The sequence below is a fragment of the Actinospineispora eucalypti genome, from assembly GCF_039543365.1.
Lineage (GTDB): Bacteria > Actinomycetota > Actinomycetes > Mycobacteriales > Pseudonocardiaceae > Pseudonocardia > Pseudonocardia eucalypti.
The window spans coordinates 201,499-227,418 of the sequence record NZ_BAABJP010000020.1; the positions used below are offsets into that span (position 1 = coordinate 201,499).

25 protein-coding genes and 1 tRNA gene are annotated in these 25,920 nt (G+C 71.0%); 5 read left to right on the forward strand and 21 right to left on the reverse strand.

Annotation, left to right across the window (positions count from 1 at the left end; translation table 11 throughout):
- Positions 1–179: 179 nt before the first annotated feature.
- The 5 genes from ABEB12_RS21565 to ABEB12_RS21585 form a co-directional block, all read right to left on the reverse strand.
- Positions 180–2,492, reverse strand: coding sequence for a hypothetical protein (locus ABEB12_RS21565; protein ID WP_345703017.1), 2,313 nt, complete (start codon positions 2,490–2,492; stop codon positions 180–182).
- A 471-nt stretch (positions 2,493–2,963) separates the two neighbouring features.
- Positions 2,964–4,448 carry a hypothetical protein gene (locus ABEB12_RS21570; protein WP_185060308.1) on the reverse strand — a complete coding sequence of 495 codons (1,485 nt, stop codon included), beginning with the start codon at positions 4,446–4,448 and terminating at the stop codon, positions 2,964–2,966.
- Positions 4,449–4,535: 87 nt separating this feature from the next.
- Complete coding sequence (locus ABEB12_RS21575) at positions 4,536–5,501, reverse strand: RNA polymerase subunit sigma-70 (protein WP_185060307.1); 966 nt, start codon at positions 5,499–5,501, stop codon at positions 4,536–4,538.
- Complete coding sequence (locus ABEB12_RS21580) at positions 5,498–6,034, reverse strand: dihydrofolate reductase family protein (protein WP_185060306.1); 537 nt, start codon at positions 6,032–6,034, stop codon at positions 5,498–5,500. Before ABEB12_RS21580 ends, ABEB12_RS21575 begins: the two co-directional genes overlap by 4 nt.
- 78 nt (positions 6,035–6,112) lie before the next feature.
- Complete coding sequence (locus ABEB12_RS21585) at positions 6,113–6,307, reverse strand: VOC family protein (RefSeq protein ID WP_185061416.1); 195 nt, start codon at positions 6,305–6,307, stop codon at positions 6,113–6,115.
- 16 nt (positions 6,308–6,323) lie between these two features.
- Here ABEB12_RS21585 and ABEB12_RS21590 point away from each other — a divergent pair, with 16 nt between their 5' ends.
- Complete coding sequence (locus ABEB12_RS21590) at positions 6,324–6,869, forward strand: NAD(P)H-dependent oxidoreductase (protein WP_185060305.1); 546 nt, start codon at positions 6,324–6,326, stop codon at positions 6,867–6,869.
- Here ABEB12_RS21590 and ABEB12_RS21595 read toward each other — a convergent pair.
- From ABEB12_RS21595 to ABEB12_RS21620, 6 genes are all read right to left on the reverse strand, one after another.
- A complete protein-coding gene (locus ABEB12_RS21595; RefSeq protein WP_345703018.1) occupies positions 6,850–6,984 on the reverse strand; it encodes a hypothetical protein in 135 nt (44 codons plus the stop codon). The genes ABEB12_RS21590 and ABEB12_RS21595 overlap by 20 nt on opposite strands.
- Before the next feature lie 142 nt (positions 6,985–7,126).
- Positions 7,127–7,345, reverse strand: a complete 219-nt coding sequence (locus ABEB12_RS21600) for a hypothetical protein (RefSeq protein WP_185060304.1) — start codon at positions 7,343–7,345, stop codon at positions 7,127–7,129.
- A gap of 123 nt (positions 7,346–7,468) precedes the next feature.
- Complete coding sequence (locus tag ABEB12_RS21605; RefSeq protein ID WP_185061415.1) at positions 7,469–7,675, reverse strand: hypothetical protein; 207 nt, start codon at positions 7,673–7,675, stop codon at positions 7,469–7,471.
- A gap of 174 nt (positions 7,676–7,849) precedes the next feature.
- Positions 7,850–8,017, reverse strand: a complete 168-nt coding sequence (locus tag ABEB12_RS21610) for a hypothetical protein (protein WP_345703019.1) — start codon at positions 8,015–8,017, stop codon at positions 7,850–7,852.
- Between the two features lie 528 nt (positions 8,018–8,545).
- Positions 8,546–9,397, reverse strand: coding sequence for a Scr1 family TA system antitoxin-like transcriptional regulator (locus ABEB12_RS21615; protein WP_185060303.1), 852 nt, complete (start codon positions 9,395–9,397; stop codon positions 8,546–8,548).
- On the reverse strand, positions 9,378–9,896 hold the full coding sequence (locus ABEB12_RS21620) for a DUF6879 family protein (protein ID WP_185060302.1): 519 nt from the start codon (positions 9,894–9,896) through the stop codon (positions 9,378–9,380). The genes ABEB12_RS21615 and ABEB12_RS21620 overlap by 20 nt, the downstream gene beginning before the upstream one ends.
- Before the next feature lie 445 nt (positions 9,897–10,341).
- Between ABEB12_RS21620 and ABEB12_RS21625 the strand changes: the two genes are divergently transcribed.
- Both ABEB12_RS21625 and ABEB12_RS21630 read left to right on the forward strand, forming a co-directional pair.
- Positions 10,342–10,608, forward strand: coding sequence for a hypothetical protein (locus ABEB12_RS21625; RefSeq protein WP_185060301.1), 267 nt, complete (start codon positions 10,342–10,344; stop codon positions 10,606–10,608).
- On the forward strand, positions 10,605–10,751 hold the full coding sequence (locus ABEB12_RS21630; RefSeq protein WP_185060300.1) for a hypothetical protein: 147 nt from the start codon (positions 10,605–10,607) through the stop codon (positions 10,749–10,751). Before ABEB12_RS21625 ends, ABEB12_RS21630 begins: the two co-directional genes overlap by 4 nt.
- 120 nt (positions 10,752–10,871) lie before the next feature.
- Here ABEB12_RS21630 and ABEB12_RS21635 read toward each other — a convergent pair.
- Both ABEB12_RS21635 and ABEB12_RS21640 read right to left on the reverse strand, forming a co-directional pair.
- Positions 10,872–10,949 (reverse strand) — tRNA-Ile (locus ABEB12_RS21635).
- A 59-nt stretch (positions 10,950–11,008) separates the two neighbouring features.
- The gene (locus ABEB12_RS21640) at positions 11,009–12,415 is read right to left on the reverse strand and encodes an aminotransferase class III-fold pyridoxal phosphate-dependent enzyme (RefSeq protein WP_185060299.1); all 1,407 of its coding nucleotides are present in this window, start codon (positions 12,413–12,415) and stop codon (positions 11,009–11,011) included.
- 436 nt (positions 12,416–12,851) lie between these two features.
- Here ABEB12_RS21640 and ABEB12_RS21645 point away from each other — a divergent pair, with 436 nt between their 5' ends.
- A complete protein-coding gene (locus ABEB12_RS21645) occupies positions 12,852–13,697 on the forward strand; it encodes an alpha/beta hydrolase (protein WP_185060298.1) in 846 nt (281 codons plus the stop codon).
- A 6-nt stretch (positions 13,698–13,703) separates the two neighbouring features.
- Here the strand turns inward: ABEB12_RS21645 and ABEB12_RS21650 are convergent, their stop codons facing one another.
- From ABEB12_RS21650 to ABEB12_RS21680, 7 genes are all read right to left on the reverse strand, one after another.
- Positions 13,704–16,100, reverse strand: coding sequence for a [protein-PII] uridylyltransferase (locus ABEB12_RS21650; protein WP_345703020.1), 2,397 nt, complete (start codon positions 16,098–16,100; stop codon positions 13,704–13,706).
- An 8-nt stretch (positions 16,101–16,108) separates the two neighbouring features.
- Positions 16,109–16,447 (reverse strand): P-II family nitrogen regulator, encoded by a 339-nt coding sequence (locus tag ABEB12_RS21655; RefSeq protein ID WP_185060296.1) that lies wholly within the window; start codon positions 16,445–16,447, stop codon positions 16,109–16,111.
- On the reverse strand, positions 16,444–17,781 hold the full coding sequence (locus ABEB12_RS21660; protein WP_185060295.1) for an ammonium transporter: 1,338 nt from the start codon (positions 17,779–17,781) through the stop codon (positions 16,444–16,446). Before ABEB12_RS21660 ends, ABEB12_RS21655 begins: the two co-directional genes overlap by 4 nt.
- A 141-nt stretch (positions 17,782–17,922) precedes the next feature.
- Positions 17,923–18,261 (reverse strand): P-II family nitrogen regulator, encoded by a 339-nt coding sequence (locus ABEB12_RS21665; protein WP_185060294.1) that lies wholly within the window; start codon positions 18,259–18,261, stop codon positions 17,923–17,925.
- A 6-nt stretch (positions 18,262–18,267) separates the two neighbouring features.
- On the reverse strand, positions 18,268–19,662 hold the full coding sequence (locus tag ABEB12_RS21670; protein ID WP_185060293.1) for an ammonium transporter: 1,395 nt from the start codon (positions 19,660–19,662) through the stop codon (positions 18,268–18,270).
- 901 nt (positions 19,663–20,563) lie between these two features.
- Positions 20,564–21,838, reverse strand: coding sequence for a signal recognition particle-docking protein FtsY (gene ftsY / locus ABEB12_RS21675; RefSeq protein ID WP_185060292.1), 1,275 nt, complete (start codon positions 21,836–21,838; stop codon positions 20,564–20,566).
- Between the two features lie 18 nt (positions 21,839–21,856).
- Positions 21,857–23,281 carry a DHA2 family efflux MFS transporter permease subunit gene (locus ABEB12_RS21680; RefSeq protein ID WP_345703021.1) on the reverse strand — a complete coding sequence of 475 codons (1,425 nt, stop codon included), beginning with the start codon at positions 23,279–23,281 and terminating at the stop codon, positions 21,857–21,859.
- A gap of 70 nt (positions 23,282–23,351) precedes the next feature.
- Between ABEB12_RS21680 and ABEB12_RS21685 the strand changes: the two genes are divergently transcribed.
- On the forward strand, positions 23,352–23,993 hold the full coding sequence (locus ABEB12_RS21685) for a TetR family transcriptional regulator (protein ID WP_185060290.1): 642 nt from the start codon (positions 23,352–23,354) through the stop codon (positions 23,991–23,993).
- A gap of 37 nt (positions 23,994–24,030) precedes the next feature.
- On the opposite strand, the gene ABEB12_RS21690 is transcribed toward ABEB12_RS21685, so the two are convergent.
- A partial coding sequence (locus ABEB12_RS21690) for an AAA family ATPase (protein WP_345703022.1) occupies positions 24,031–25,920 on the reverse strand: 1,890 nt, incomplete at its 5' end.

Genomic DNA, 25,920 nt, shown 5'->3' on the forward strand with positions numbered 1-25,920 from the left:
ATCGGGCCTGGTAGAGCCGCATCGGTCGCCAAACGCAACGGCCCCGGCCGACCCTCGGTGGCCGCTCCTGGCGGCGGGCCGGGCCCGACCAGCTTGTGACCCACTACCCGGACATGCGGCGACCCCGGACCGCGCCCGTGAACGAACGCAGCCCGGGGCCGACCGACCGATGCGAGCGGCTAGTGCCCCCGCCCGCCACCGGACTTACCACCGCCGGACTTGCCACCACCGCCGGACTTGCCACCACCGTCCGACTTGCCACCGCCGTGCGACTTGCCACCGCCGTCCGACTTGCCACCGCCGTGCGACTTGCCACCGCCCGAGCGGCCGCCGCCGTCCGAGCCGCCGGACCGGCCACCCGAGTCACCCCGGCCGGACCGGCTCGACTCGCTCCGCCCGGAACCTTCGCTCCGGCTCGACTCGCTCCGGCCAGACCGCTCACTCCGACTGGACCGCTCGCTCCGACCGAACTCGCTCCGGCTTGAGCGCTCGCTCCGGTTGAAAGAGCTCCGGCCCGACTCGCTACGGCTCGACTCCGCCCGCTCGGCCGAACTCCGGCTCGAACCAACGCGACCCGAGTCACCGCGGCTCGCCCGGCTCCGCTCGGACAAGCTCGGGCTCGACTCGCGCGTCTTCGGCTGGCTCCCGAGCAGGGACCGGGCCGAATCGCCGCCGTTGAGTGCACCGAGGCCCGAATCGCCGCGGCCGGAGTCCACGCCGTTCGAACCGGCGCCGGTAGACGACTCCGTCGACTTCGACCCGAGGCCGGGCAGGTCGCCGAGCCCGTTCAGCGGGCCGTTCAACGCGTCCCGCACCGGCTCCGACGGCTGCGCGTCGGCGACCCGAGGCTCCCCGGAGGACCCGAGGGACGAACCCGGCGTGGGCGAGAGGTCCGGAAGGAGCGAAGGAGCCGGCTGGGTCACCGAACCCGGCGCGCTCGACGAGTCCAGAGCGGCCGACGGATTCGGGAGCAGGCCCGGCAGAAGCTCCGAACCTCGATCCTCGGAGCGCACGTTCTGCTCGGGAGTAGCCGCATCCGAGGGAGCGATCGGCAGGGTCAGGCTGCTCAGCGCCGACCCCTTGGACGACGGAGCCGCACCCGCGCCACCGGACCCCCCGGTAAGCCCGCCAGTCAAGCCCGACCCCCCAGTAAGCCCGCCGGTCACGCCGGACTCCCCGGTAAGCCCGCCGGTCAGGCCCGACCCCCCGGTAAGCCCGCCGGTCAGGCCGGACCCCCCGCTAAGCCCGCCGAGCGTGCCGGACAGCCCGCCGACCAACCCGCCGACCGGCGCGGTCACCGCGTCCGCCAGCTTCCGGGTGGTCTCCGTACCGGCCGAGCCCACGACGTCCGACGCACTGGTGACCGGCACGGACGCGAGGGCCTTGCGCGGCGCCTGAACGGCGCTCGTCGCGGCGTCGGTGGCGGCCTCGGTCGCGGCGGACGGGAGCCCGCCGAGCAGCCCACCGGTCAACCCGCCGACCGTGGACTGGACCGTGCCGGCCAGCCCGCCGGTCACCTGGGAGACCGTGGAGCCGAGCGTCCCGACCACCGGGCCGAGCACCGGCAACGCCTCGCCGACCTGCTCGACGGTCTGCCCCAGCGTCCCGCCGACCCCGCCGACCAGCCCGGTCACCGCGCCGACCGCACCCTGCGCGGTCGCACCGACCACGCCGACCGTGGCGTCCAGGGTGTTCCCGAGCACCGCGGTAGTACCGGTCACCACGTCGCCGAGCGCGGACACCGTGCCGCCCAGGGGGCCGCCCACGGTGTCCCCCAGTCCACTCACCACGCCGCCGAGCGCACCACCCGCGCCGCCGACCACGCCGTTCGCCAGCCCGCCGACCGCGCCACCGGATCCGCCGTCGGAGGTGCCCCCTCCGGGCGGCGTGCCCCCTCCGGGCGGGGTCCCACCACCGGGCGGAGTGCCACCACCCGGCGGGTTTCCGCCACCGGGCGGGACCCCACTGCCGGGCGGAGTGCCGCCACCGGGCGGGACACCGGTTCCGGGCGGGGTGACAACACCACCGGGCGGGATGCCGACGCCCGGCGCCCCGGGCAGCGCGCCCGCCCCGGCCGCCGGCGCACCGGGTACCTGGTTGAGCGCGGTGAAGGCCACCGGGTTGACCCCGGGCAGGGCGAACAGCGAACCGTCGACGCCGAACAGCCCGGGCAGGTCGGTCGGGGGCCGGCCGAAGATGCCGGACTGGGGGAAGCCGCCATCGGGGGCGCTGGAGCTGTCCGGGCCGTGCTGTTCGGAGCCGAACAGGGCCGCGCCGGCGGCCAGGGAGCCCACCGCCAGGAACGCCCCCGCATTGCGAGCCAGGTTCTGGTGGGGGAAGGGGCTCGACCCACCGGCGGCACGGACGGCGGCGACCAGCGCGGACTCCCGGTCCAGGAAGCGCGGCGGTCCGGGCCGGCGGAACGCCCGCAGCGGTATCGAGACGCGCCGCGCGGCGGCGGCCGCCTGGACGGTGCCGGTCGGTTCGGACATCCGCCGACCGAGCAGCTCACCGAGAACGATTGGCACCGTTTCCGGATCCGCGCTATGTCGCGGGGCATGCGAAGACACGATCGTGATCCCTCGTTCGAGTGACAGGGAACAGTAGTTATACGTCGCGTGGCTTCGTCGACCAAGAGACACTCACCCGCTCATCGCTACCACCCAACTAGACCAGCGACCATTTACCGACAGTAATTGACCGCTCGACGTAATCGGCCGCCGAGCGTCGTTGAGCGCGCACTCAGCTCCCACCGGGGCCGAACGCCGCCATCCGAGTGAGCCATTGCTCCGAACGGGCGCGCCGCCTTATGCCGAACCGCCCCGGCCTCACTCAGCCACCACGGACGGCCCGCGCACCCGGGCCGACCCGGAGGCCGGCCCGGATTTCCGCCATGTGGTCGTTGCGCCCCATGTCCATCCGCGCGACGGATGGAGAGCCCAGGTGCGGGTGGGACCGCCGGATCACCAGCGGCAGATGTCCGATCCGTCGGCCGAGGAGACGGCCCGGTAGGCCAGCAGGTTCCGCTGCCACCACGGCATCGGAGCGGCCAGCTCCGGGTCGGCGAGCGCGTTCGGCACCGAGTGCGGCACCCCGCCCCGGATGAACTCGAGGCGGACCGTTTCCACTCCGGCCTCCCGCCAGATCGTCACGATCCGGCGCAGTTCCTGCCAGGGCACGGTGATCGGCGGCTTCTCCCGCGCCCACCTCGGCTGGGTCACCGTGACGTTGGTGAGGTCGGCGGACAGCTCGATGTCGGTGATGGTCACCGGGTCCCGCTCGTACGGCAGCACCTGCAGGGCGGAGATCCCCGGCAGCAGGTGGTTGGCCACGCCCGGCTCGGTGTGCAGGTTGCTGAACATGGAGAAGTTGCTCACCGTTTTCAGCCCCAGGTACGGCGACGCCCCGGTGACGAACACGAGCAGCGGCACCACCAGCAGCACCCCCGGGCGGGGCGACCACCCGGTCCACCGCTCACGGTCCGCGAAACACGCCCGCAGCAGCTGGGCCATCATCGGAATCACCGCGACGTACCAGCACAGCACGATCACCGTGTGCCAGCGCACCCCGAAGAAGCCGACCGCGCCGACCGCCGACACGGCGGTCGCCACCACCAGGTGCATGCCGAACCCGGCCAGCGCGATGGCCCGCACGTTGTCCGACCGGGGCGCCAGCTCGGCGAACACCCGGGTCGGCACGAACAGCACGTACAGCGCGAACACCATGGTGGCGAAGTCCCAGAACGACGCCGGGGCCAGCACCAGGTGGAAGCCCACCCCGAGCAACAGCCCCCAGCGCCGCGTGCGGGGCAGCGCGAGCAGCACCAGGATCGTCGTCTCGACCGCCAACGTGCCGTACGCGGAGGCCAGCACCACCGACGGGGCCACCGTGATCGGCAGCCCGTTGTACTTGATCAGCTGACCGAGCAGGTGGCCGGCGCAGGACACCGCCGGATCCAGGAACGCGGTGTTCAGCTTGTGGAAGACGGTGAACGCGTAGACCACCAGCAGCGTGATCGCCACCGGTGCGCGGGACGCCGCCAGCCACCGCACGAGGAAGCTGCCGCTGGTGCCCGGCCGGTCGCGGGTGGCCCACACGTACAGCGCCGCCGAGGCGAAGCCGAGCGCGATGAACAGGCTGACCACCTTGTGGTTGGCCGCCGTCGGCCAGGCCACCGCACCGGTCACCCCCGCCCCGGCGATGAGCAGGCCGAACGCCCACGGGGAGGCCGGGTAGGCCAGCGCGGGCAGGCCGTAGGCCAGCACCGTCAGCACACCCAGCGGATCGTTGTCCGTGTAGTGCGCCGCCAGCGCCATCACCCAGAGCGTGATGAACCAGCGCAGCTGTTCCCGCGCGCCGATCTCGTCCGGCCCCTCGACCGTCTCGACCGCGCGCGCCACCGGTTTCGGCCGGTAATCCGGCGTCGGTACCGCTGAGGTGCTCGTCATCCCACCACCCCGACTCTTGTTCGAACCGCTTAACTCTGCTCGAACTGGGACCGGTGCGGTAGCTGATAAAACGTCAGGTAACCGTGACTATCGGGCCGTCGGCAGACCGAAACGGATCAGGTGCCCGACGCCCTCGAACACGCTGACCTTGGCAATCCCGGTTTCGGTCACCGTCAGTACCCCGAGGCCGTAGCCCTGGTGGCCGCCGTCCGGGGCGCGGAGGTAGCCCGCGAACGCGGGTTGCCCGTTGGCCACGGTCGGCACGGTCAGCCAGTCCCCCGCCGCCAGCGTGACGTGGCGGACCAGCAGCGCGACACAGTCCCGCTTGCCGTCGAACCAGGTGCCGCCCGGGACGACCTCCAGCACCGCGTCCGCGCGCAGCAGCCGCTCGAACTCGGCGGCGTCGGCGTTCTCGAACGCCCGCATGTAGCCGTCCAGCAGCGCCCGGGCCTTCGGGTGGTCGGGTTCCAGCACGTCGTCCATGTCCGGCGCCACCGCCGCCAGCCGGCTCCGCGCGCGCTGCAGCAGGCTCTTCACCGCGACCACGCTCAGCTCCAGCGCCCGGGCCACGTCGGCGGCCGGCCAGGCCAGCACGTCCCGCATGATCAGCACCGCCCGCTGGCGGGGCGGCAGCAGCTGCAGGCTGGCCACCAGCGCGAGCCGGACCCCGGCCCGCGCGGCGGCGATGTCCGCCGGGTCGCCGACCTCGGGTGCCAGGTCCGGCAGGGGTTCCAGCCAGGCGGCCGAGGTGCCGGCCTCCGGGTCGTCCAGGCTCGCGCTCTCCGTGCCCAGGCCGCTGGGCAGCGCCCGGCGCTCCTTCTGCCGCAGCGCGTTGAGGCAGGCGTTGGTGGCGATCCGGTACAGCCAGGTGCGCAGGGACGAGCGCCCCTCGAAGCCCTCATGGGCGCGCCAGGCCCGCAGGTAGGTCTCCTGCACCAGGTCCTCGGCGTCCTGGGCCGAGCCGGTCATCCGGTAGCAGTGCGCCAGCAGCTCCCGCCGGTAGCTCTCGGCCTGCCTGGTGAACTCGTCCGACACGTGCTCCAGGATGCTCATCGCGGCGTGTAGACCAGCGTCACCACGCCGGAGTCGGCCCGATCGACCTCGGTCAGCTCCAGGTCGCGCCGCTCTCCGCCGGGCCGGAACAGTGGCGCACCCCCGCCGACCAGCACCGGGTTGACCGTCACCGCCAGCTGGTCCACCAGGCCGTGTTCCAGCAGGGTCCGGGCGAGCCGCCCGTAGCCGTAGACGACCAGGTCGCCCTCCCCCTGTTGTTTCAGCTCGGCCACGGCGGCCACCGGGTCGCCGGCGACCACCACCGAGTTGGTCCACTCCGGGTCGGCGAGGGTGGAGGAGAACACGTACTTGCGGATCGAGTTGACCTTGTCCGGGTAGGCGCCGGTGGCCAGCGGCCAGGAGCCGGCGAAGTACTCGTAGGTCACCCGGCCCATCAGCATCGCGTCGGTGCGTTCGAGCTGGGCCAGGGACCGTTCGGCCGACCGGTCGTCGAAGTACTGCCCGACCCAGGACCGCGGCTCGCCGTGCACGCCGTCCAGGGAGACCAGGCAACCGACCAAGAGCTTGCGCATTGTGAGTACCTCCGGGTTGTTGGGTCCGTCGGCAATACAGACCCTCGGCCGCCCCCGGAGGAATCGGTTCCTCTCCGATCAGATGTCGATCTGCTCCAGCTGGTTCTTGGTCTCTGCGTGGTTCTCCCGGTCGTCCACGTTCCAGGCGAAGTGGTGCACGGTGCCCTCGCCGTAGGTCCAGGTGCCCGGGTCGTCGGTCCGGTTCACCACCAGCTCCACCGCTCCGCCCCGGCCGATGCCCGGCGTGCACAACGCCGCCGGCCGAGACGGCACCGGTAGGCTGCCGACCGTGAAGATCGGAATTGTGATCGGTTCAATCCGCGAAGGTCGCAAGGGCGAACTGGTGGCGAAGTGGGTCGAACAGGCCTTCGCCACCCGCGAGGGCGTCTCGGTCGAGATCCTCGACCTGAAGGAGTTCCAGGTCCCGCTGCTGACCTCGGAGACGGTCCCGGCCGCCGCGAACCGGAACTACGACTCGCCCGAGGTCACCCGGTGGAGCCAGGCCGTTGACGCGTGCGACGGCTTCGTGTTCGTCACGCCGGAGTACAACCACGGCGTGCCCGGACCGTTCAAGAACGCTCTGGACAGCATCGGTCCCGAGTGGGTCGGCAAGTCGGTCGCATTCGTCGCCTACGGCGCCGACGGCGGCGTGCGGGCGGTCGAGCAGTGGCGGCAGATCGTCGCCAACTTCCAGATGTGGGACGTGCGCGCCCAGGTCTCGCTGTCGCTGTTCGCCGACTTCGACCAGCAGGGCCTCGCCCCGCAGGCTCGCCGCGACGGCGAGCTGGCCACCCTGGTCGACCAGCTGGTGGACATCACCACTCGCTTGGCCTGAGGCGCACGAACACACCGCCCGGCGCCTCGCGCTCGAAAGCCACCGGCGCGGGCTGATCGAACAGCTCCTCCAGAGCGGGATCCGAGTCGATCAGCTCGCGCAGCGGCATGAGCACTGAGTACCACCTCACCGGTGGTCTCAGAACGTCACCAGGCCTCAGCCCGAAGGCCGACGAAGATCAGCAGCGCGAGCCCGAGCACGCCGCTCGTGGCGACAGGCCCAGACCGATGACCGAACGAAGAGTTCGAAGGGGCTGTCTACCCTTTTCGAGCTGCAATGGCGATTCCCACGATGACCGCCGCGAGAAACCACAGAATGCCCACGATCTCCTTTTCCCCGCCGCCTTTGGGACCTCCGACTCGCCGTTTGAACCAGTACTCAACTACAAGCCACCAGGTAGCAAAGAGTCCCCCGAGTATGAACAGGATGCGTTCGCCAGAAGGGACGACTTTGGCTGCGGCAACCAGCAGAAACACTTGTCCTCGCTCTCGGCGGTCGGTAGATCTTGGCACCAGGGGAGGCGACGCTACCGGCATCAACGACAGGAAGAAAGATCTTGAGAAAGATGAGGAATTTGAGGCTGAACGGGCGCTGATTGATCACATTTGCAAGGGCGCGCGACGCGCGACGCGTCCGGCGAGCAACTGATCGAGGCTGCCGATGAAAGGCCAATGGATCAACAACGGAAAGGCGAAATTCTCCGCGCAAACCTTGAATCTGCCCGGTGCAGCCGGCCGCCGGCAGGCAGCGGCGTACCGAGCCAGCATCTCGTTGCCCGAAACCTTGCCCTGCTCGACCTGCGACACTCGCCCCGTTGTGTAGACCTCGTACCGCTGCTCGGCCAGCGGGATCGCCTCGCAGTACCAGCCCTTCCACTATCCCCGCCGGTCCCCCGCCACCAGCAGCATGCTCGACCGCCATTGATCGAAGGCGAACAAGATCCGCGCCGCACCCGGCCGCAGCTCCTTCAGATCCTGGATCTACGAACCGGTGAAGGTGTCGACGAGCGGCCACCCCAGCCCGGGGCCGCCCTCCGCCAGCGCCTCGATCGCCGGCACAACCCGTGCGTGCGTTGCTTCGCCGAGCTGACCGATCCACTCCGCCAGCACTTGCATCAAGCGGCCCTGGACATCGTTCGCGCTGGTCATGAGGCCAAGGTGTCCCCGTTCGAGAAGATGTCCCCTCCGGCCGTGGCCGAGAAGCCGGTACCGGTGCCGTCCCCCGAGGAGATTACGAAGCTACTGGGCGCCTGCCAGGGCGCCGGGTTCTTCGAACGTAGAGACACAGCGATCATCCGGATGCTCCTGGACACCGGCGTCCGCGCCAGCGAGGCCGCCGGGATCAACCTGGACAGCGTTGACTTCAACACCTGCTTAGCTTGCTCCTCGGCCAATCCAACTTGCTTCTCCGCAAGCCCTACTTACGTCCTAGCCGAACGCGCTTGTGATCGGGTATACCAGGCAGCGACAACCGCAACCAGCGTTGCCCCCCATGGCGCTACCCCTCGAACAATGGCGCGTTCGACTTGAACCACGCCACAGCCGCCGCGAACCACGCGGCTAGATCAACTTGCCCCATGGCGCGATTCCCCTATAGCGATGAGCCGTACGGACTCTTCGCTATAGCCTTGACGGATTGAGAGGTCGGAGCAAGCACGCCTAAGTTGCGGTTTGGGTTCAGCTCAGCTCGTTAAGTACGGCGACGATCAGGGTCCTCGCGTCGCGGCCGTACACCGCAGCCGCCTTGAGGGCCTCGAACATTCGGGCGTACAAGTCGACCTCTTGAGGCTGGGCAACTTCGATACTCGCGGTCGGGGTCTCCAGCACCACAAGGTCATCATCAAAGATCCAGAAACCCGTAGAGCCGACCGCCAGGCGCTCGGTCATCAGCGGGATGATCCCGATGGACACATTCGGAAGGGACATCAGCTCCAGCAGCCGGCCCAGTTGGCCGGCTTGCGTCTCCGCTGTGCCGAACCATGTCCGCAGCGCTTGCTCCTCTATGAGGGCGACGAACCTATGACCCCCTCGGTAAAGCACTTGTTGCCGCTCGGTGCGAACGGCAACCGCTTCCTCTACGTCGTTGGGCACAGCCAGGAACTTGATCCAGAAGGAGAGCATGGCCGCCGAGTATTCGGCCGTTTGGAACAGCCCGGGTATGACGTTGTGCTCGTAGATGCGGAACACCTTGGTCTGCTCGTAGCGCTTCAAAGTGTGCGCTCCGAGGACCCTCTTCATACCGGCTCGGCTCTGACGCCGGAACTCCAGATAGGCCGACTCAACGGCTCGCAGGGTGGCAATCAGATCCTCTACCTGATCGTCCGCCGAGCAGGCGCGGCACCAGCCGCGAATGTCGTCGTCAGTGGGTGACTGTACGCCGTTCTCGATCTTGCTCACCCGTGTGAAGTGCTGTCCGGTCTGTTCGGCCAGCGTCCGGGCCGTTAGGCCGGCGTCCTTCCGCAGGTCTCGCAAACGGACGCCAAGCGCCTGTTGCGCTTGCTTAGCTGAACTAGACGGGTTGGTAGTCACGGTGAGGCACCGAGAACTTCCAGACTGCCTCGAATGCCGATCGGCAAAGCTGGATGTCGTGTGGGTCCGACGACGCTACTTTGTCGACCGCCAGGCCGTTGCCCGCGTAGATGAGGAACACCACGAGCTGGTCATCGAAGAGATAGAAGTCGTTACCAGGCATAGCGATCGATGAGACGCCGCGGCGAGGAACCCAACGGATATCCTCGCCCGCGTCGACCATCGGATGAGCAATCGCGTACGACCAACGCTGGTATTCGCTTAGTGGCTCCGACACGATCCGCGCACGGCGGATGCGCTTACCCGCCTTGACGTGCTTCTTCAGTGTTGAGCACCAGCCTTGGAGCCACTCCAGGTCGTCAGGCTCTCCCGCTGCCCATTTAGCCATGTGGGGTAGCTCAACTGCCGTGCCATAAGCGTCCCGAGTCTCCAAGTGGATGGACTCCCGCTTGAAGTTGCGGAGCAGCTCCTCAAACTCGTCATCTGCTATCGATGCCACTTTCTCCCTGCCTGAAAAATTGAAGCATGCGGTCGGGGATCTCTACGCAGGTCTCACCCTGGGGTATATCCATCTGCGCCAACGCTTCTGGATCATTGACCACCCATCCTTGCACCACCCAGGAGTCCCTTTCCGTGCGGTAGACCGTAGGCGAGCCGGTCGGGTTCGACTCCGGATCTTTGCCGATGAACGTTAGCCGCATGGTTATCCACCCGTCCCGGAAGTTGCGATGAGTTGCGGTCTCATGAGTCATCTTCACGCCCGAGCGCCGCCCGGTCAAGCGTGCCAATGGCACCGCGTTCGCCTCCCGATGGCCAGGTTGCGCCGACCGGCGCCCGGACTTCCGCAGGTCGCGGACCAAACCGCAGAGCACCGACCCATCGATATCGCAACTATTCGCAACTTCCTTCCGTTGGAAGATGGCCGGACCTTAACGTCAGCAAACGTGAACAAAACCGTCGTGGAGCTGGTCGGCGGGCCGGGTCGACCCACGTACTCCGAGTATCTAGAGAACGCCGAGGCCGAAGAGCACGTAGTCCAGGTGCTTCTTGAGCAGGGCGACGCTCCTTGGCTCCTCAGCAAGCACAAGCAGCGCGATGACGGTCCCCAGTGCGCCGAAACCTGGTGTCGTCGGGATTGGCCTTGCGTCTGGTGGGAGCGCGCCACCGAGGCGAAGCGTCGCGCCGAGGCGGAAGAGCCCGCCGAGTCGTGAACGAGGCGGTCCGATACGTCACGGTGGAGAGCAACAACCTGACGCACGCCGTGCTCACGGTTGACCTGGACCGGGGCCTCACTGTGTGCGGCCTACCGTCCGGTGACGTGTGGAGCACTGCACCGACCACCGACCACCGGTGACCAGGAGGGGCTTTCCTGCGTTTGGAGCGAGGGGCGGTAGCTCAGTTGGCCAGAGCAGGGAGGGGCCTTGGCCTCCAGGGCCGGTTAGGCATACCGGCCCTGACCTGGCATTATGATCTTTGGTGGGGCGGGTGGGGCTCGAACCCACGACCTGACGGATTATGAGTCCGCTGCTCTGACCAGCTGAGCTACCGCCCCGGCACGTGCGAGGCTAACGTAACCGGCCGCCGCCCCGGTCCGCGCACCGGCTTCGATGATCAGGTCGGCTCGGTGAGCAGGTGGGGGAGTTTTTCCTCGAGGTACGGGCGCAGGGTGGTCAGCGTGTCCCGGACGGTGTCGACCAGGGTTCGGGTGTGTTCCTCGGTCATCGGCATGGACAGGCTGACCGGGCCGGTCCTGGGTAGGTAGATCCCTCGGTTGAGCAGCTCGAGGTGTAGCAGCTCGGGGAGTTTGCCGGCGTTCAGGCGCAGCGCGCGGACGTCCAGCGCGTCGCGGATCGGTCCGTCGCCCCAGTGCAGGTATGTCAGCGAACCGACGCCGCTGGTCCGCAGCCGCACCCCGACCTCGGCGCCGGCCTCCGACAGCCGGCGGTTCAGCCCCTCCCCCAGGTCGTTCAGGCTGATCACCTCGGCCGGGCCGTACGTGCGCAGTGCGGCCACGCCTACGCGGAGGCTCAGGTTGTTCCCGCCGAACGTGCTCCCGTGGTACACGGGCTCGGGCCGGGTCGGGTCGAACTGGGCCATCACGTCGGCCCGGCCGCCGAACGCGCCGATGGGCAGACCGCCGCCGATGACGTTGCCCAGCGCGGTGAGGTCGGGCGTGATGCCGAACCGCGTCTGCAGCGGCCCCACCCGGAACGTCGCGCACTCGTCGAAGATCAGCAGCGCGCCGTGCTCCTCGGTGAGCGCGCGGAGTCCGTGCAGGTAGTCCGGGTCGCCGAGCACGCCGCCGGCCACGCCCAGCATCGGCTCGACGATCAGCGCGGCGGTCCGCGAACCGTGCGCCCGGAAGAGCTGGGCCGCCGCGTTCAGGTCGTTGTACGGCAGGACGAACACGTCCTCGGCCACGTTCCTCGGCACGCCGCGGGGCACCCGCCGGTGCGGAAACCCGTCCGGCACGCCGGGCTGCGGGCTCGCCGGCGCCCGCATGCCGGCGAACATGTTGACCTCCAGGTCACCCTGCATGCCGTGGTAGCCGCCGTCGATCTTGACGATCGTGTCACGGCCGGTGACCGTGCGCGCGGCCCGCAGCGCCAGCATGGCGGCCTCGGTGCCCGAGTTGCAGTACCGCACCCGCTCGACCGAAGGCACCCGCGCGCAGACCAGCTCGGCGTGCCGCGGCTGGACCTCGCCCGGGGCGCCGAGCGCGGTGCCCAGGCTGAACTGCGCGCTCGCGGCGGCCACCAGGTCCGGGTGCGCGTGGCCGTGCACGACCGCGCTCATGTTGTTGCAGAAGTCCAGGTACCGGTTGCCGTCGACATCGGTGACCTCGCACCCCGCGCCGTGCGCCAGGAAGGTCGGGTACGGGCCGAAGTGGTTGGCCGTGCGGGTGTCCCCGCCGGGCAGCCACCGCTTCGCCTCTCCGTGCAGACGCAGCGAGTTCGGTGTGCGGTTCAGGTAGCGGTCCCGCACCTGGTGGACGACGTCAACGGCTGCGCCGGTCATGCTTCCCCCGAGTTTTTCGTTATATGTGCTTAATCGCGGCGCGCGAATATGCGCGTCACCGAACGAAAATGTACGCAGCCATAACCTTACCTTTGCGAATTTCAGTGCCGCAGGGCGGTCGGGCAATGTGAAAGTGACGGCGGACCGGCGCCCGCCGCGCCGATGGAACCAGTTTCACCAGGTCACTGCGCTAAGCGGACGACCACCCGCGACAAGCGGAAATTGCGGGCACACGGACTCGACCATTTCGGTCGCCGTATTCGCGACAGGCAATAGGTCGGCCGGTCAGGCCGCCGGAAACTTGTTCCATCGCCTAAATTGCGGACTCCTGAATGAACCTCCTGAATGAGCCGTCCGGGTGGTTGTCGGGGACGAGCGGCGACCCCGGGGCGAAAGCGGCTGGAAACTGTCGGGGGTCCCTGCTGGACTCTCCGGCATGACCGAACCGATCGCCGGCGTCGCCGCCGGTGTGCCGTACACGGCGTTGCCCCCGCCCGGAGGCGCGGCCGATGCGCCCCTGATCGTGGCTTGGCACCTGATGGACCCGCCGTGCACCGATGCCGCGATGGCCGCCGCGCTGCCCATGCGCGAGGTGCCGGCCTGGCGGGTGTACCTCGGCCTGCCGATGACCGGCCGCCGCGCGCTGCCCGGCGGTTTCGACGAGCTGATGCGGCTCGGCTACCAGGACGCGGTGCTCAACCTGTTCGCCCCGGTCAGCGCACAGGCCAGCGCGGAGGCGCCGGCCGCCGTCGCCGAGGTGCGGGCGCGGCTGGGCATCCCGGACGGGCCGGTGGGGGTGCTGGGCGGCTCGCTGGGCTCCATGGTGGCGCTGGAGGTCGCGGCGACCGGTTCACTGCCGGTCGCGGCCGGCGCCATCGTGAGCTCGGCCGTCCGGTTGACCAGCATCATCGAGGCCAACGAGGTCCGGTTCGGCACCACCTACGAGTGGTCGGAGCGGTCCAGGGCCGCCGCGACCCGGCTGGACTACGTGGCCCGGGCCGGGGAGATCGCCGCCCGGCGCGACGCGCGCGGCGGCCCGCCCCCGTTCCTGGTGCTCACCGGCCAGGAGGACGCCGAGCCGCTCCAGCGAGCCGCCGAGGAACTGGCCAGCGAGCTGGCCGCTGGTTACCCGGACGACACCGCCGTGCGCCTGGTCAACCTGCCCGGGGTGGCGCACAACCTGGCCGAGCCGCCCGGCGAGGCACCCGCCCCGCAGACCGATTCGGCCAGGCTGGTGGATGCCGAGCTCACCGCGTGGTTCCGCACCCACCTGAAGAGCTAGCTCAGCTCAGCCGGTGGCGGCGGTGAGTACGGCTTCCTCCAGGGCGCGGCGCTGCGCCCGGGACAGCGTTGCCTTGCCGTCCGGGCCGACCAGGCAGAACGAGTCGACCACCGAAGCACCGAGGGTCTCCACCTTGGCCCAGCGGACGTCGGCCGCACAGCTCTCCACGGCGGCCGCGACCCGGAACAGCAGGCCGATCCGGTCGGTCCCGCGCAGCTCCAGCACCACCGCACCGGTCGCCTCGTCGTCGAACCAGAGCACCCTCGGGGGCACCCGGTCCTCCGGCCCGGCGGGCTGCGCGTAGTCCCGCTCCTTGCGGGCCAGCGCCTCCGGCAGGTGCAGCGTGCCGTCCAGCGCCTTGGCCAGGCTCTCCCGCAGCACGGCCGGGTCCGGCATGCGGCCGAACCGGGGTGACACGGTGAAGGTGTCCACCGCCACGCCGCCGTGCGAGCCGAGCTCGGCCACGTGCACCTCCAGCGAGTGCAGGGCCAGGATGCCGGCGGCCAGGGAGAGCGTGCCGGGGCGGTCCGGCATGGTCACCAGGACGGTGCACAGGCCGTCCTCGCCCGGCGCCTCGCCGGCCTCGGGCAGATCGGGCGACAACACCACCACGCCTGCCCGCCCGGAGTCGGCGGCCCGTTCCGCCATCTCCTGGGCGGCAGGGTCCAGCGGACGGGGCCGGGGCGGCTCCTCGCCGTTCATCACCGCCCGGCACCGGCCCACCAGGTCGGCCATCAGCCGCCGTTTGAACGGGCTCCAGACCCCGGGACCGGTGGCCAGCGAGTCCGCCTCGGCCAGCGCGTGCAGCAGCTCCAGCAGCCGGGGATCCTTGCCCAACGTGTCCACCACGCGGGAGATCGTGGCCGGGTCGTCCGGGTCACGGCGGGTGGCGGTGTCCGGCAGCAGCAGGTGGTGGCGGACCATCGCGGCCAGCGTGTCCACGTCCGCGTCGGGCAGGCCCAAGCGGGTGCCCACCTGGCGGGCGAGACCCTCGCCGACCACCGAGTGGTCCTCCTCCCGGCCCTTGCCGATGTCGTGCAGCAGCGCACCGAGCAGCAACAGGTCCGGCCGGGCCACCTGGGTGGTCAGCCGGGCCGCCTGCGCGGAGGTCTCCACCAGGTGCCGGTCCACCGTCCAGACGTGCGCACGGTCCCGGGGCGGCAGGTCCCGCACCGCGCCCCACTCCGGGAAGAACCGGCCCCAGAGCCCGCCCCGGTCCAGCGCCTCCACCACGTTCACCAGCGAGCGCCCGGCACCGAGCAGCGAAAGCAGCTCCACCACGGCCGCGCGCGGCCACGGGGTGCGCAGCTCGGGGGCGGTGTCGGCCAGCCGGGTGAGGGTCCCGGCGGCGATCGGCATCCCGGTACGCGCGGCGGTCGCGGCCACCCGCAACACCAGCGCCGGGTCCTTGGCCGCGCTGGCGTCGCGGGCCAGGGTGACCTCGCCGGCGTGTTCGACCACGCCCTCGTCCAGCGGGCGGCGCACCGGCGCGCGGCGCAGCGCGGCCAGGCCGCGCCGGGGCATGGCGCCCTTGGCCGCGCGCAGGCTGGTGTCCACCGCGTAGGCCACCGTGCGGGCCGCGCCGGACAGCGCGCGCATCAGGTCGAACCGGTCGCCCATGTCCAGCTGGCCGGCGATCTCGTCGGCGTCCTCCGCGCGCAGCACGTCCCGCGCCCGCCCGGAGGACCGGTGCAGCTCGGTGCGCACGTCCAGCAGCAGCAGGCGGGCGGCGGCGACATCGGCACCCGGCCGGTCCACCAGCTGCGCCGCCGCCAACGCATCCAGCAGGTAGACGTCCCGCAGCCCGCCCCGGCCGTTCTTCAGGTCCGGCTCCACCCGGTGCGCCACGTCGCCGTTGCGCACCCAGCGGTCGTTGGTGAACTCCACCAGCTCGTTGAACCGGTTGCGGATTCCGGCCCGCCAGGCCTGCCGCACCGCGCCGTTCACCTTGTCGAACAGCGCCTGCTCGCCGGCCAGGTGGCGGGCCTCCAGCAGGCCCAGCGCGGCGCGCAGGTCGGTGGCCGCCACCTGCATCACCTGCCCCGGCGTGCGCACCGAGTGGTCCAGCCCGATGCCGGCGTCCCACAGCGGGTACCACAGGGCCTCGGCCAGCCGGTCCGCGTCGGTGCCCGCCCCGGCCCGTTTGCCGAAGTCGTGCACCATGACCAGGTCCAGGTCCGAGTGCGGCACCAGCTCGCGGCGGCCGAGCGCGCCCACCGCGACCAGTGCCGCCCCCTCGGCCAGCCCGATCGCGGCCGCGCGGGAGGCCAGCCAGAAGTCGTGCAGGTCGACCAGCGCCCCGCGCAGCGCCTCCGGCGCCAGCCGCCGCTGGCCCGGCCCCGGGGAGAGCAGCGCCTCCCGGGCCCGGACCAGGTCGTCGGCGATCCCCCCGTTGGTTCCCACGATCCGTCCTACAGCGCGTCCTGGCCGCGTTCGCCGGTGCGCACCCTTACCACGGTATCCAGCGGGGTCACCCAAACCTTCCCGTCGCCGATCTTCCCCGTGCGTGCGGCGCGCACGACGGCGTCCACCACCTTCTCCGCCTGGGCGTCGTCCACCGCCACCTCGACCCGGATCTTGGGCACGAAGTCCACGGTGTACTCGGCGCCCCGGTAGACCTCGGTGTGGCCCTTCTGCCGGCCGTAGCCGGAGACCTCGCTGACCGTCATGCCGAGCACGCCGAGCTGCTCCAGCGCCCCCTTCACGTCCTCCAGTACGAACGGCTTCACGATCGCCGTGACCAGCTTCATCGGTCGGTGCCCTCCTGTGTAGCCCTGAATTCAACACCGATTCCAGCGTTGCCCCGGCCGGTGGTGGCGCCGAGCGTGGACAGGTCGTAACCGCTCTCCGCGTGCTCCGCCTCGTCGATGCCGGTGTGTTCGACCTCCCGGTCCACCCGGAACCCGATGGTCACCTTCACCAGCCAGGCGAGCAGCAGGCTCACCCCGAAGGCGTAGCACACGGTGACCGCGGTGGCCACCGCCTGCTTGCCCAGCTGGGCCAGCCCACCCCCGTAGAACAGGCCGTCCTTGCCGGCCGGGTTCACCGCCGCAGTGGCGAACAACCCGATCAGCAGCGTGCCGAGCAGCCCGCCGACGCCGTGCAGCGCGACCACGTCCAGCGAGTCGTCGTAGCCGAGCCGGTACTTCAGCTTGATCGCCAGCGCGCACACCACGCCGGCCACCGCGCCGATCACCAGTGCGCCCCAGGTGTCCACGAAACCGCAGGCCGGGGTGATGGCCACCAGCCCGGCGATCGCGCCGGACGCGGCGCCCAGCGAGGTCGGCCGGCCGTCGGTGACCTGCTCGTAGACCAGCCAGCTGACCACGGCGGCGGCGGAGGCGGCCATCGAGGTGGTGAAGGCGTTGGCGGCCACCGCGTTCGCGGCCAGCGCGGAGCCGGCGTTGAAACCGAACCAGCCGAACCACAGCAGGCCGGCGCCGAGCAGCACGTTCGGCATGTTGTGCGGGCGCATCGGGTCCTTCGGCCAGCCCCGCCGCCGGCCCAGCACCAGGGCCAGCGCCAGCGCCGAGGCGCCGGAGTTCATCTCCACCACGGTGCCGCCGGCGAAGTCGAGCAGGCCGAGGTCGTTGGCCATCCACCCGCCCTTGCTGTCCGGGCCGGCGAACCCGTCGAAGGCGAACACCCAGTGAGCCAGCGGGAAGTAGACGACGGTCACCCACAGGGCGACGAAGACGATCCAGCTCCAGAACTTGGCCCGGTCCGCGATCGCGCCGGCGAGCAGCGCGGCGGTGATGATCGCGAACATCAGCTGGAACATCGCGAACACCTGCAGCGGGATCTTGTCCGACTCCGGGCCGACCAGCGTCGACACGTCACGCAGCCCGACGTGTTCCAAGCCGCCGAGCAGGCCGCCGCCCACGTCGTTGCCGAACGCCAGCGAGTAGCCGTAGATCATCCACAACACTCCGACCACCGCCAGGCAGACGAAGCTCATCATCATCATGTTGAGCACGCTCTTGGTCCGCACCAGGCCGCCGTAGAACAGGGCCAGGCCCGGGGTCATCAACATCACCAGCGCGGCGCTGACCAGCACCCAGGTGGTACTGCCCGCATTGATCACATTCGCCTCCGAGGGTCCGCGAGTGGATTGATCACACTCGGCCGGCCGCCCGGGCGCGACCGGGTGGTCGCGGATTCACCCAATGGGGCCACCGCGACCACCCCGCCGCGTCCCGGGCGGTTGCCTCGTCAACGTTCCTGGTCAGACCGCGTCCGAACCGCGCTCCCCGGTGCGCACCCGGACCAGCGTGTCCACCGGCGTGACCCACACCTTGCCGTCACCGATCTTGCCGGTGCGCGCGGCCTCGGTCACCGCGTCCACCACCTTCTCCGCGAGCGCGTCGTCCGCGACCACCTCGACCCGGACCTTGGGCACGAAGTCCACCGAGTACTCCGCGCCCCGGTAGACCTCGGTGTGCCCCTTCTGCCGGCCGTAGCCCTGCACCTCGCTGACCGTCATGCCCAGCACGCCGATCTGCTCCAGGGCGCCCTTCACGTCCTCCAGTACGAACGGCTTCACGATCGCCGTGACCAGCTTCATCTCCGCTCAGCCTTCCTTAGTGGCGCTTGCGGTTACCTTGTTGACGCCGCCGACCGCGTGCTGACCGAGGCCACCACTGGCCCGCCCGCCGAGGGTGGAGTAGTCGTACCCGGTCTCCGCGTGCTCGGCCTCGTCGATGCCGGTCGTCTCGGCCTCGGCGTCCACCCGGAAGCCGATGGTCACCTTGATCAGGAACCCGAGCACCAGGCTGATCACGAACGAGTAGACCATCACCGTGCCGGCCGCGATGGCCTGCTTGCCCAGCTGGCCGAAGCCGCCGCCGTAGAACACGCCGTCGACGCTCAGCGAGTTCACGCTGGTGGTGCCGAAGAACCCGATCAGCAGGGTGCCGACCAGACCGCCGACCAGGTGGACACCCACCACGTCCAGCGAGTCGTCGAAGCCGAACTTGTACTTCAGGCCCACCGCGAGGGCACACAAGATGCCGGCGATGAAGCCGATGGCGATCCCGCCGAGCGGGCCGACGTAACCGGCCGCCGGGGTGATCGCCACCAGGCCGGCCACCGCACCGGACGCGGCACCCAGGGTGGTGGGCTTGCCGTCCCGGATCTGCTCGACGATCAACCAGCCCAGCACCGCCGCCGAGGTGGCGATCATGGTGTTGGTGAACGCCACGGCGGCCAGGTCGCCCGCCGCCAGCGCGGAACCGGCGTTGAAGCCGAACCAGCCGAACCACAGCAGCGCGGCCCCGAGCAGCACGAACGGCAGGTTGTGCGGCCGCATGGGCTCACGGGGCCAGCCCCGCCGCTTGCCGAGCACGATGGCCAGCGCCAGGCCGGCCGCACCGGCGTTGATGTGCACCGCGGTGCCACCGGCGAAGTCCAGCGCGCCGAGGCCGTGGGTGGCGTTGGCGATCCAGCCGCCCAGCGCGTCGGCGCTGATGAACCCGTCGAACGAGAACACCCAGTGCGCGACCGGGAAGTACACGATCGTCGCCCACAGCGCGACGAACAGCGTCCAGCCCCAGAACTTGGCCCGGTCCGCGATCGCTCCCGAGATGAGCGCCGGCGTGATCACCGCGAACATCAGCTGGAACATGCAGAACGCCAGCAGCGGGATGGCGTCCGGGCCGGGCCACGGCACCGGCGGGGTCGCCGTGGTCGCGGCGAACCCGGCCAGCTTGCCGACCGTGTTGCCCAGGCCCGCGAAGTCCAGGCCACCGAGCAGGCCGCCGCCGACGTCGTTGCCGAACGCCAGGCTGAAGCCGTACAGCGTCCAGAGCACGCCGACCACCGCGAGCGCGATGAAGTTCATCATCAACATGTTGAGGACGCTCTTGCTGCGGACCATGCCGCCGTAGAAGAACGCCAGCCCCGGGGTCATGAGCATGACGAGCGCAGCGCTCACCAGCACCCAGGTGGTACTCCCTGCGTTGATCACCGTTATCGGCCCTCCTGTCAGCCAGGTTGGCCAAGAGAATCGACAAGGGATGTTTCGCTGAGAGTCGCTAAATGTTGCGCGGGCGTGAACGACCCTTCTCAGTCAGTTACGGGCAGGTTAAAGGCCCCTCACACGGTGTACTGGTTGCACATCTCCACGCAGAGCTACAGCTGCCCATCCGCCGCCGCACATCAAGCCGGGACGCGGCGGTCTCGCGGGGCCCGCTATTCGACAATCCGCGCCGGGTGGTGATCGACATCAACCTCGTGGCCGTTTTCGGCGCTTGGGAGGTGCGTGAGGATCTTCGTTCAGGTGGGCGGGTGCCGGTCTAGAGATCGGCTTGGACGGCGCGGCTGGGCGGTCTCCCGTGGCTCGGGTGCGGCCTGTTGCGTCTGGTCGGGGCGCGGACGGTGCTTTCGTTGCGCACCGTGATGGCCGGCATGGCTCCCGAACGGTTCCGCGTCGCCTCCGTTCGTCGAGCGCTGGATCAGTCCGGTTTGATCATGAAGGTGACCGGGCTGAGCCAGCACTCGGTGAATGCGTGCCCTTCGACCTCTCGGAGGCTGAACACGGTCCGTAACAAGCACGGAGGTCAGGGTGCAACGCAGCAGACGGCCGTCAAGCCGCGGGAGACCGGGCCGCAACGCAACGGGCCGTCGTCAAGCCGCGGGAGACCGCCCGCCAGGCCGTCCAAGCGATCTCTAGACCGCCGCCCGCCCACCTGAACGAAGATCGACATCAACCTCACGCACCTCCCAAGCGCCGAAAACGGCCACGAGGTTGATGTGGATCACGCGGCGCTGTCTCCCCAGGCCAGCGACCCTGGCGCACCCGTACCCGCCGACCCTTGCCCCACCCGAAGCCGGCACACCCATTCGCGGCCGAAGGTGTCCGGGCCGGGTCAGTTGAGCAGGGCGTCGACGAAGGCGGCCGGTTCGAAGGGCGCCAGGTCGTCCGGTCCCTCGCCCAGCCCGACCAGCTTCACCGGCACGCCCAGCTCCCGCTGCACGCGGAACACGATGCCGCCCTTGGCGGTGCCGTCCAGCTTGGTCAGCACGATCCCGGTGACGTCCACGACCTCGGCGAACACCTTGGCCTGCACCACGCCGTTCTGCCCGGTGGTGGCGTCCAGCACGAGCAGCACCTCGTCCACCTCGCCGTGCCGGGACACCACCCGCTTGACCTTGCCCAGCTCGTCCATCAGCCCGGTCTTGGTGTGCAGCCGGCCCGCGGTGTCCAGCAGCACCGCGTCCGCGCCCACCTCGCCGGCGTGCTTGACCGCCTCGAACGCCACGCTGGCCGGGTCGGCGCCCTCCGGCCCGCGCACCACCTCGGCGCCGGCCCGCTCGCCCCAGGTGACCAGCTGCTCGGCCGCCGCCGCACGGAAGGTGTCGGCCGCGCCGAGCACCACGGTCCGCCCGCCGGCCACCAGGACCCGGGCCAGCTTGCCGGTGGTGGTCGTCTTGCCGGTGCCGTTCACGCCGGCGACCAGCACCACCGCCGGCTTGCCCTCGTGCGGCAGCGCCCGCACCGAGCGGTCCAGGCCCGGGCTGAGCGCCTCGACCAGCACCTGGCGGAGCACTCCCCTGGCCTGCTCCGGGGTGCGCACGCCCTTGGCCGCCATCTCGGTGCGCAGCCTGCCGATCAGCTCGCTCGCGGTCTCCTGGCCGAGGTCGGCCAGGAGCAGGGTGTCCTCGACCTCCTCCCAGGAGGCTTCATCCAGCTCGCCGCCGCCGAGCAGGCCGATCAGGCCCTGGCCGAACGCGGACCGGGAGCCGGCCAGCCGGCCGCGCAGCCGTTCCAGCCGGCCCTCGGCCGGGAGGATCTCCTCCTTCGGCGCGGCCGGCGCCGGTTCGGTCGCGACCGGGTCGGGGGTGACCGGTTCGGGGGTGACCGGTTCGGGGGTGACCGGTTCCGGGGAAACGGCGACGGGCTCGGGTCCGCTCGGCGCCGGCTCCGGTTCGGCGGTGTCCGGGCGTTCCTGGACCGCCGTTCCCGAGGAGAAACTGATCTGGCCGGTGCCCTGGTAGCCGGCCGGGCGGCTCGGCTGCCGGTCCTCGTCGCCCAGGCTCACCCGCCGCCGCCTGGCCAAGACCAGGCCGATCACCAGGGCGAGCAGCAGCACGGCGACGACCGCGCCGACCACGATCCACGTCACGTCAATCACGCGCGCCATCCTGGCATCCGGGCGCGGTCACTGCCTGCGCGGGAGGAGTGCGGCGGGCAGGAACGCGAGCGCGGTGAGCGCGAGCGACCAGGCGAAGGTGTGGCCGAACGCGGCCGCCGGGCTGGCCGAGGCGGCCAACTCGGCCTGCAGCAGCACGGTCAGCGCGGCGGTGCCGAGCGAGCCGCCGATCCGGTTCACCACGGTCACCGCGCTGGCCGCCCGGGAGGCCTGCTCCCGGGTCACCGAGGTGTACACGGCGGCCACGTTCGGCCCGATCACCGCGCCCAGCCCGATGCCGCGCAGCACCAGTGCACCGGAGAGCAGCCAGGCCGGCACCGAGGCGGCCGGCCCGCTGCCGAGCAGCGCAAACGGCCCGCTGCCCAGCAGCGCAAACGGCCCGCCGCCGAGCAGCGCGAAGGGCACCGTGCCGAGCATGGCGAGGCCCAGCCCGAGCTGTACCACCCGGCGAGGGCCGGACCGGTCCGACCAGCGGCCGGCCACCAGTGCGCCGAACGCCGCCCCGACCGCCTGCGGGGCCAGCAGCAGGCCGGCGGCGAGTACCCCGGCGCCGGTGGCCCGCTGGTAGTACAGCGGGACCAGCAGCATCGAGCTGTACAGCGAGGCGCCGAGCAGGAACGCGGTCCCGGTGGCCGAGCTGAACCCGCGCCGGGCGAACAGCCGGGGGTCGATCAGCGGCACGCCTTTCCCGCGCAGCCCGTGCACCAGGTATCCCACGACCAGCGCCACGCCGGCGGCCACCGGCAACCAGACGGCCATCGGGGACCCGCCGTCGGCCGCCGAGCTGAGCCCGTAGACCAGGGCCGCCATGCCGGGCGAGAGCAACGCCAGCCCGAGCAGGTCCAGCCGCTGCGCGCGGTCCCCGGTGCCCTCCCCGGCGGGCACCAGGCGCGCGGCCAACGGCAGCACCACCAGGCACACCGGCAGGTTCACGAAGAAGATCCACCGCCAACCCAGCTCGTGCACCAGCACGCCGCCCAGGATCGGCCCGACGGCCGGCGCGAAGGCCACCGGAATGCTCAGCATGCTCATCAGCCGGCCGATCCGCGACGGCCCGGCCACCCGGGCCAGGATGGCCTGGCCGACCGGGTTCATCAGGCCGCCGCCGATCGCCTGCACCAACCGGAAGCCGATCAGCGACGGCAGCGACCAGGCCAGCCCGCACAGCATCGAGCCCAGGGTGAACGCGGCCACCGCGAAGATCCACACTCGCTTCGCGCCGAACCGGTCACCGGCCCAGCCGGCCACCGGCATGACCATGCCCAGTGCGAGCAGGTACCCGGTGGACACCCACTGCACGTCGGAGAGCGGCGCGCGGAAGGAACCCGCCAGCGCCTCCGTGGCCACCCCGACGCTGGTCGCGTCCAGGTTGGCCAGGATCGGGGCGGCCAGCAGCACGGCACCGATGCGGGTGAGCTTGGTTGTTTCGGTCACGGTCACCATCTTAGGCTTGACCTAAGTTTATGTCGCATCAATTTTTAGGTTCAGTGCTAACGTGGCCGCCGTGGAGACCGTGCAGGGCCTGCGCGCGGCGAAGAAGCGCGAGACGCACGACGCGATCGCGTCCGCCGCCACCCGCCTGTTCATGCAGCGGGGCTTCGAGGACGTGACGATCGCCGAGATCGCCGCCGCCGCACGGGTGGCCAAGATGACGGTCACCAACTACTTCCCGCGCAAGGAGGATCTGGCCCTCGACCGGCACGAGGAGCTGGTCAGTGCGGTCGCCGCCCCGGTGGAGCGGCGCGCCCCCGGCGAGTCGGTGCTGGCCGCCGCCCGCGCCGGGTACGCCGCGCGGCTGGCCACCAGGGATCCCACCCTCGGCTTCTCCAGTGTCGAGTGGGCGGGAATGCTGTTCGGCAGCCGCGCCCTGCGCGCGCGCCTGCGGGAGATCCACGAGCAGGCGGAAGACGCGCTGGCCCGGGTACTCGCCGAGCAGACCGGCGACGCGGGTCTCACCCCCCGGCTGGTCGCGGCGCAGCTGGTCGCCACCGAGCGGCTGCTGCTCACCGAGGCGCTGCGGCGCAGCCTGGCCGGGGAGGGCGCGGACCAGGTGTACGCGGCCCTTGCGGAGGCGTCCCGGGAGGCGTTCGAGCGCCTGGAGCGCGGGCTCGGCGACTACGGCCTCGACACCGCCCAAAGTGACTGAACCACCCTGCTGAAGTGACTGAATCGGCGGGTGGGGGTCAGGCGGAGGTGGGGACGCCTCGGAGGCGTTGGGAGACGACGGTGGTGATGCCGTCGCCGCGCATGCTGACGCCGTAGAGGGCGTCGGCGACCTCCATCGTCGGCTTCTGGTGGGTGATGATGATCAGTTGGGAGGTGTTGCGGAGCTCTTCGAACAGGGCGATCAGGCGGCGCAGGTTGGCGTCGTCCAGGGCCGCCTCGATCTCGTCCAGCACGTAGAACGGCGAGGGGCGGGCGCGAAAGATGGCCACCAGCATGGCCACCGCCGTCAGCGACTTCTCCCCGCCGGACAGCAGCGACAGGCGCTTGATCTTCTTGCCCGGCGGGCGCGCCTCCACCTCGACGCCGGTGGTGAGCAGGTCGTCCGGGTCGGTCAGCACCAGCCGGCCCTCGCCGCCGGGGAACAGCGTGCGGAACACGATCTCGAACTCGCGCGCCACGTCGTGGTACGCGGTGGCGAACACCTCGAGGATCTTGTCGTCCACCTCACGGACCACGGTGAGCAGGTCACGGCGGGTGGCCTTCAGGTCCTCCAGCTGGGTGGACAGGAACCGGTACCGCTCCTCCAGCGCGGCGAACTCCTCCAGCGCCAGCGGGTTCACCTTGCCCAGCTGGGCCAGGTCGCGCTGCGCTCGCTGGGCCCGCCGCTCCTGGGTGGCCCGGTCATACGGCAGCGGGGGCGGGGCGGTGACGTCCTCGCCGCGCTCCTTCGCCGCCTCGTACTCGGCCAGCTCGCCGGGGCCGGGCGGCACGCCGACCTCCGGCCCGTACTCGGCGACCAGCTCGGCCAGCCCCATCCCGAAGTCACTGGCGATCCGGGTCTCCAGCTGCTCCACCTTCAACCGGGACTGCGCGCGCAGCACCTCGTCCCGGTGCACCGCGTCGGTCAGCCGCTCCAGCTCGCCGGAGAGCCGGCCCACCCGGGTGCGGGACTCGGTGACCGCCGCCTCCCCCGAGTCCCGCGCCTCCCGGGCCGACTCGCGCTCCGCCTCAGCGGTGGCCAGCGACAGCTCGAGCCGCTCCAACGCCGTCTCGCCGGCCGCCCGGACCGCCTCGGCTATCGCCGCGCCGCGTTCCCGGGCCGCCCGCGCGGCGGCCGCCCTGGCCCGAGCCTCGCGTTCCGAGCGGGCCCGCCGGCGCAGCGACTCGGCGCGCCCGGCGATCGCCCTGGCCCGCTCCTCCGCCGTGCGCAGGCCCAGCCGGGCCTCCATCTCCTCGGCGCGCGCCTCGGCCAGCCGCTCGGCAGCCACCTCGCGTTCCTCGGTGTCCGGCTCCTCTTCCACCGGCTCGCCCTGCGCGGCCTCCAGGCGCTGCTCGGCCTCGTCCAGCGCGCCGAGCGCCTCGATCCGGCTGGCCTCCACCTCGTCGCGCTGCCGCTGCAGCCGGTCCGCCTCGGCGATGGCCGAACGCACCGCCTGGTCGGCCCGGCCGATCCGCTGGGACAGCGCGGCCCGGCGGGCGTCGGACTCGCTCTGCGCCTTCTGCGCGGCTTCCACGTCGGCCAGCCGCGAGGCCTCCTCGGCCCGCGCGCCGTCCAGCGCGGCGTGCAGCCGCTCCAGCTTCGCGTCCACCGCCTCGGCCGACTCCGCGGAGTCTTCCATGGCCGCCCGCACCTCGATGGCGCTCTGGTCGCGGGCCGAGCCGCCCAGCGCCCAGCCGACCCCGACCACGTCGCCGTCGGCGGTCACCGCGCGGGCCGAGGGCAGCTCGGCCGCCAGCGCGGCTATCACCCGCTCGGCGGCGGGCAGGTCGTCCACCACCACGACCCCGGCCAACGCGGCGGCGAGCCAGTCGCGCAGCTCCGCCGGCGCGGTGACCAGTTCCTCCGCCCAGCGGGCGCCGGCGGGCAGCGCGGGCCTCACGGCGGCGCCGGGCCGGCCCGCGGCCGC

Excerpts from the sequence above, each read along its gene's own strand:
- ABEB12_RS21575 (WP_185060307.1), bottom strand. The coding sequence starts at position 5,501 with ATGAGCATCCTGGAGCACGTGTCGGACGAGTTCACCAGGCAGGCCGAG.
- ABEB12_RS21665 (WP_185060294.1), bottom strand. The coding sequence starts at position 18,261 with ATGAAGCTGGTCACGGCGATCGTGAAGCCGTTCGTACTGGAGGACGTG.
- ABEB12_RS21610 (WP_345703019.1), bottom strand. The coding sequence starts at position 8,017 with ATGACCAGCGCGAACGATGTCCAGGGCCGCTTGATGCAAGTGCTGGCG.
- ABEB12_RS21655 (WP_185060296.1), bottom strand. The coding sequence starts at position 16,447 with ATGAAGCTGGTCACGGCGATCGTGAAGCCGTTCGTACTGGAGGACGTG.
- ABEB12_RS21645 (WP_185060298.1), top strand. The coding sequence starts at position 12,852 with ATGACCGAACCGATCGCCGGCGTCGCCGCCGGTGTGCCGTACACGGCG.
- ABEB12_RS21640 (WP_185060299.1), bottom strand. The coding sequence starts at position 12,415 with ATGACCGGCGCAGCCGTTGACGTCGTCCACCAGGTGCGGGACCGCTAC.
- ftsY (WP_185060292.1), bottom strand. The coding sequence starts at position 21,838 with ATGGCGCGCGTGATTGACGTGACGTGGATCGTGGTCGGCGCGGTCGTC.
- ABEB12_RS21565 (WP_345703017.1), bottom strand. The coding sequence starts at position 2,492 with ATGTCCGAACCGACCGGCACCGTCCAGGCGGCCGCCGCCGCGCGGCGC.
- ABEB12_RS21570 (WP_185060308.1), bottom strand. The coding sequence starts at position 4,448 with ATGACGAGCACCTCAGCGGTACCGACGCCGGATTACCGGCCGAAACCG.
- ABEB12_RS21580 (WP_185060306.1), bottom strand. The coding sequence starts at position 6,034 with ATGCGCAAGCTCTTGGTCGGTTGCCTGGTCTCCCTGGACGGCGTGCAC.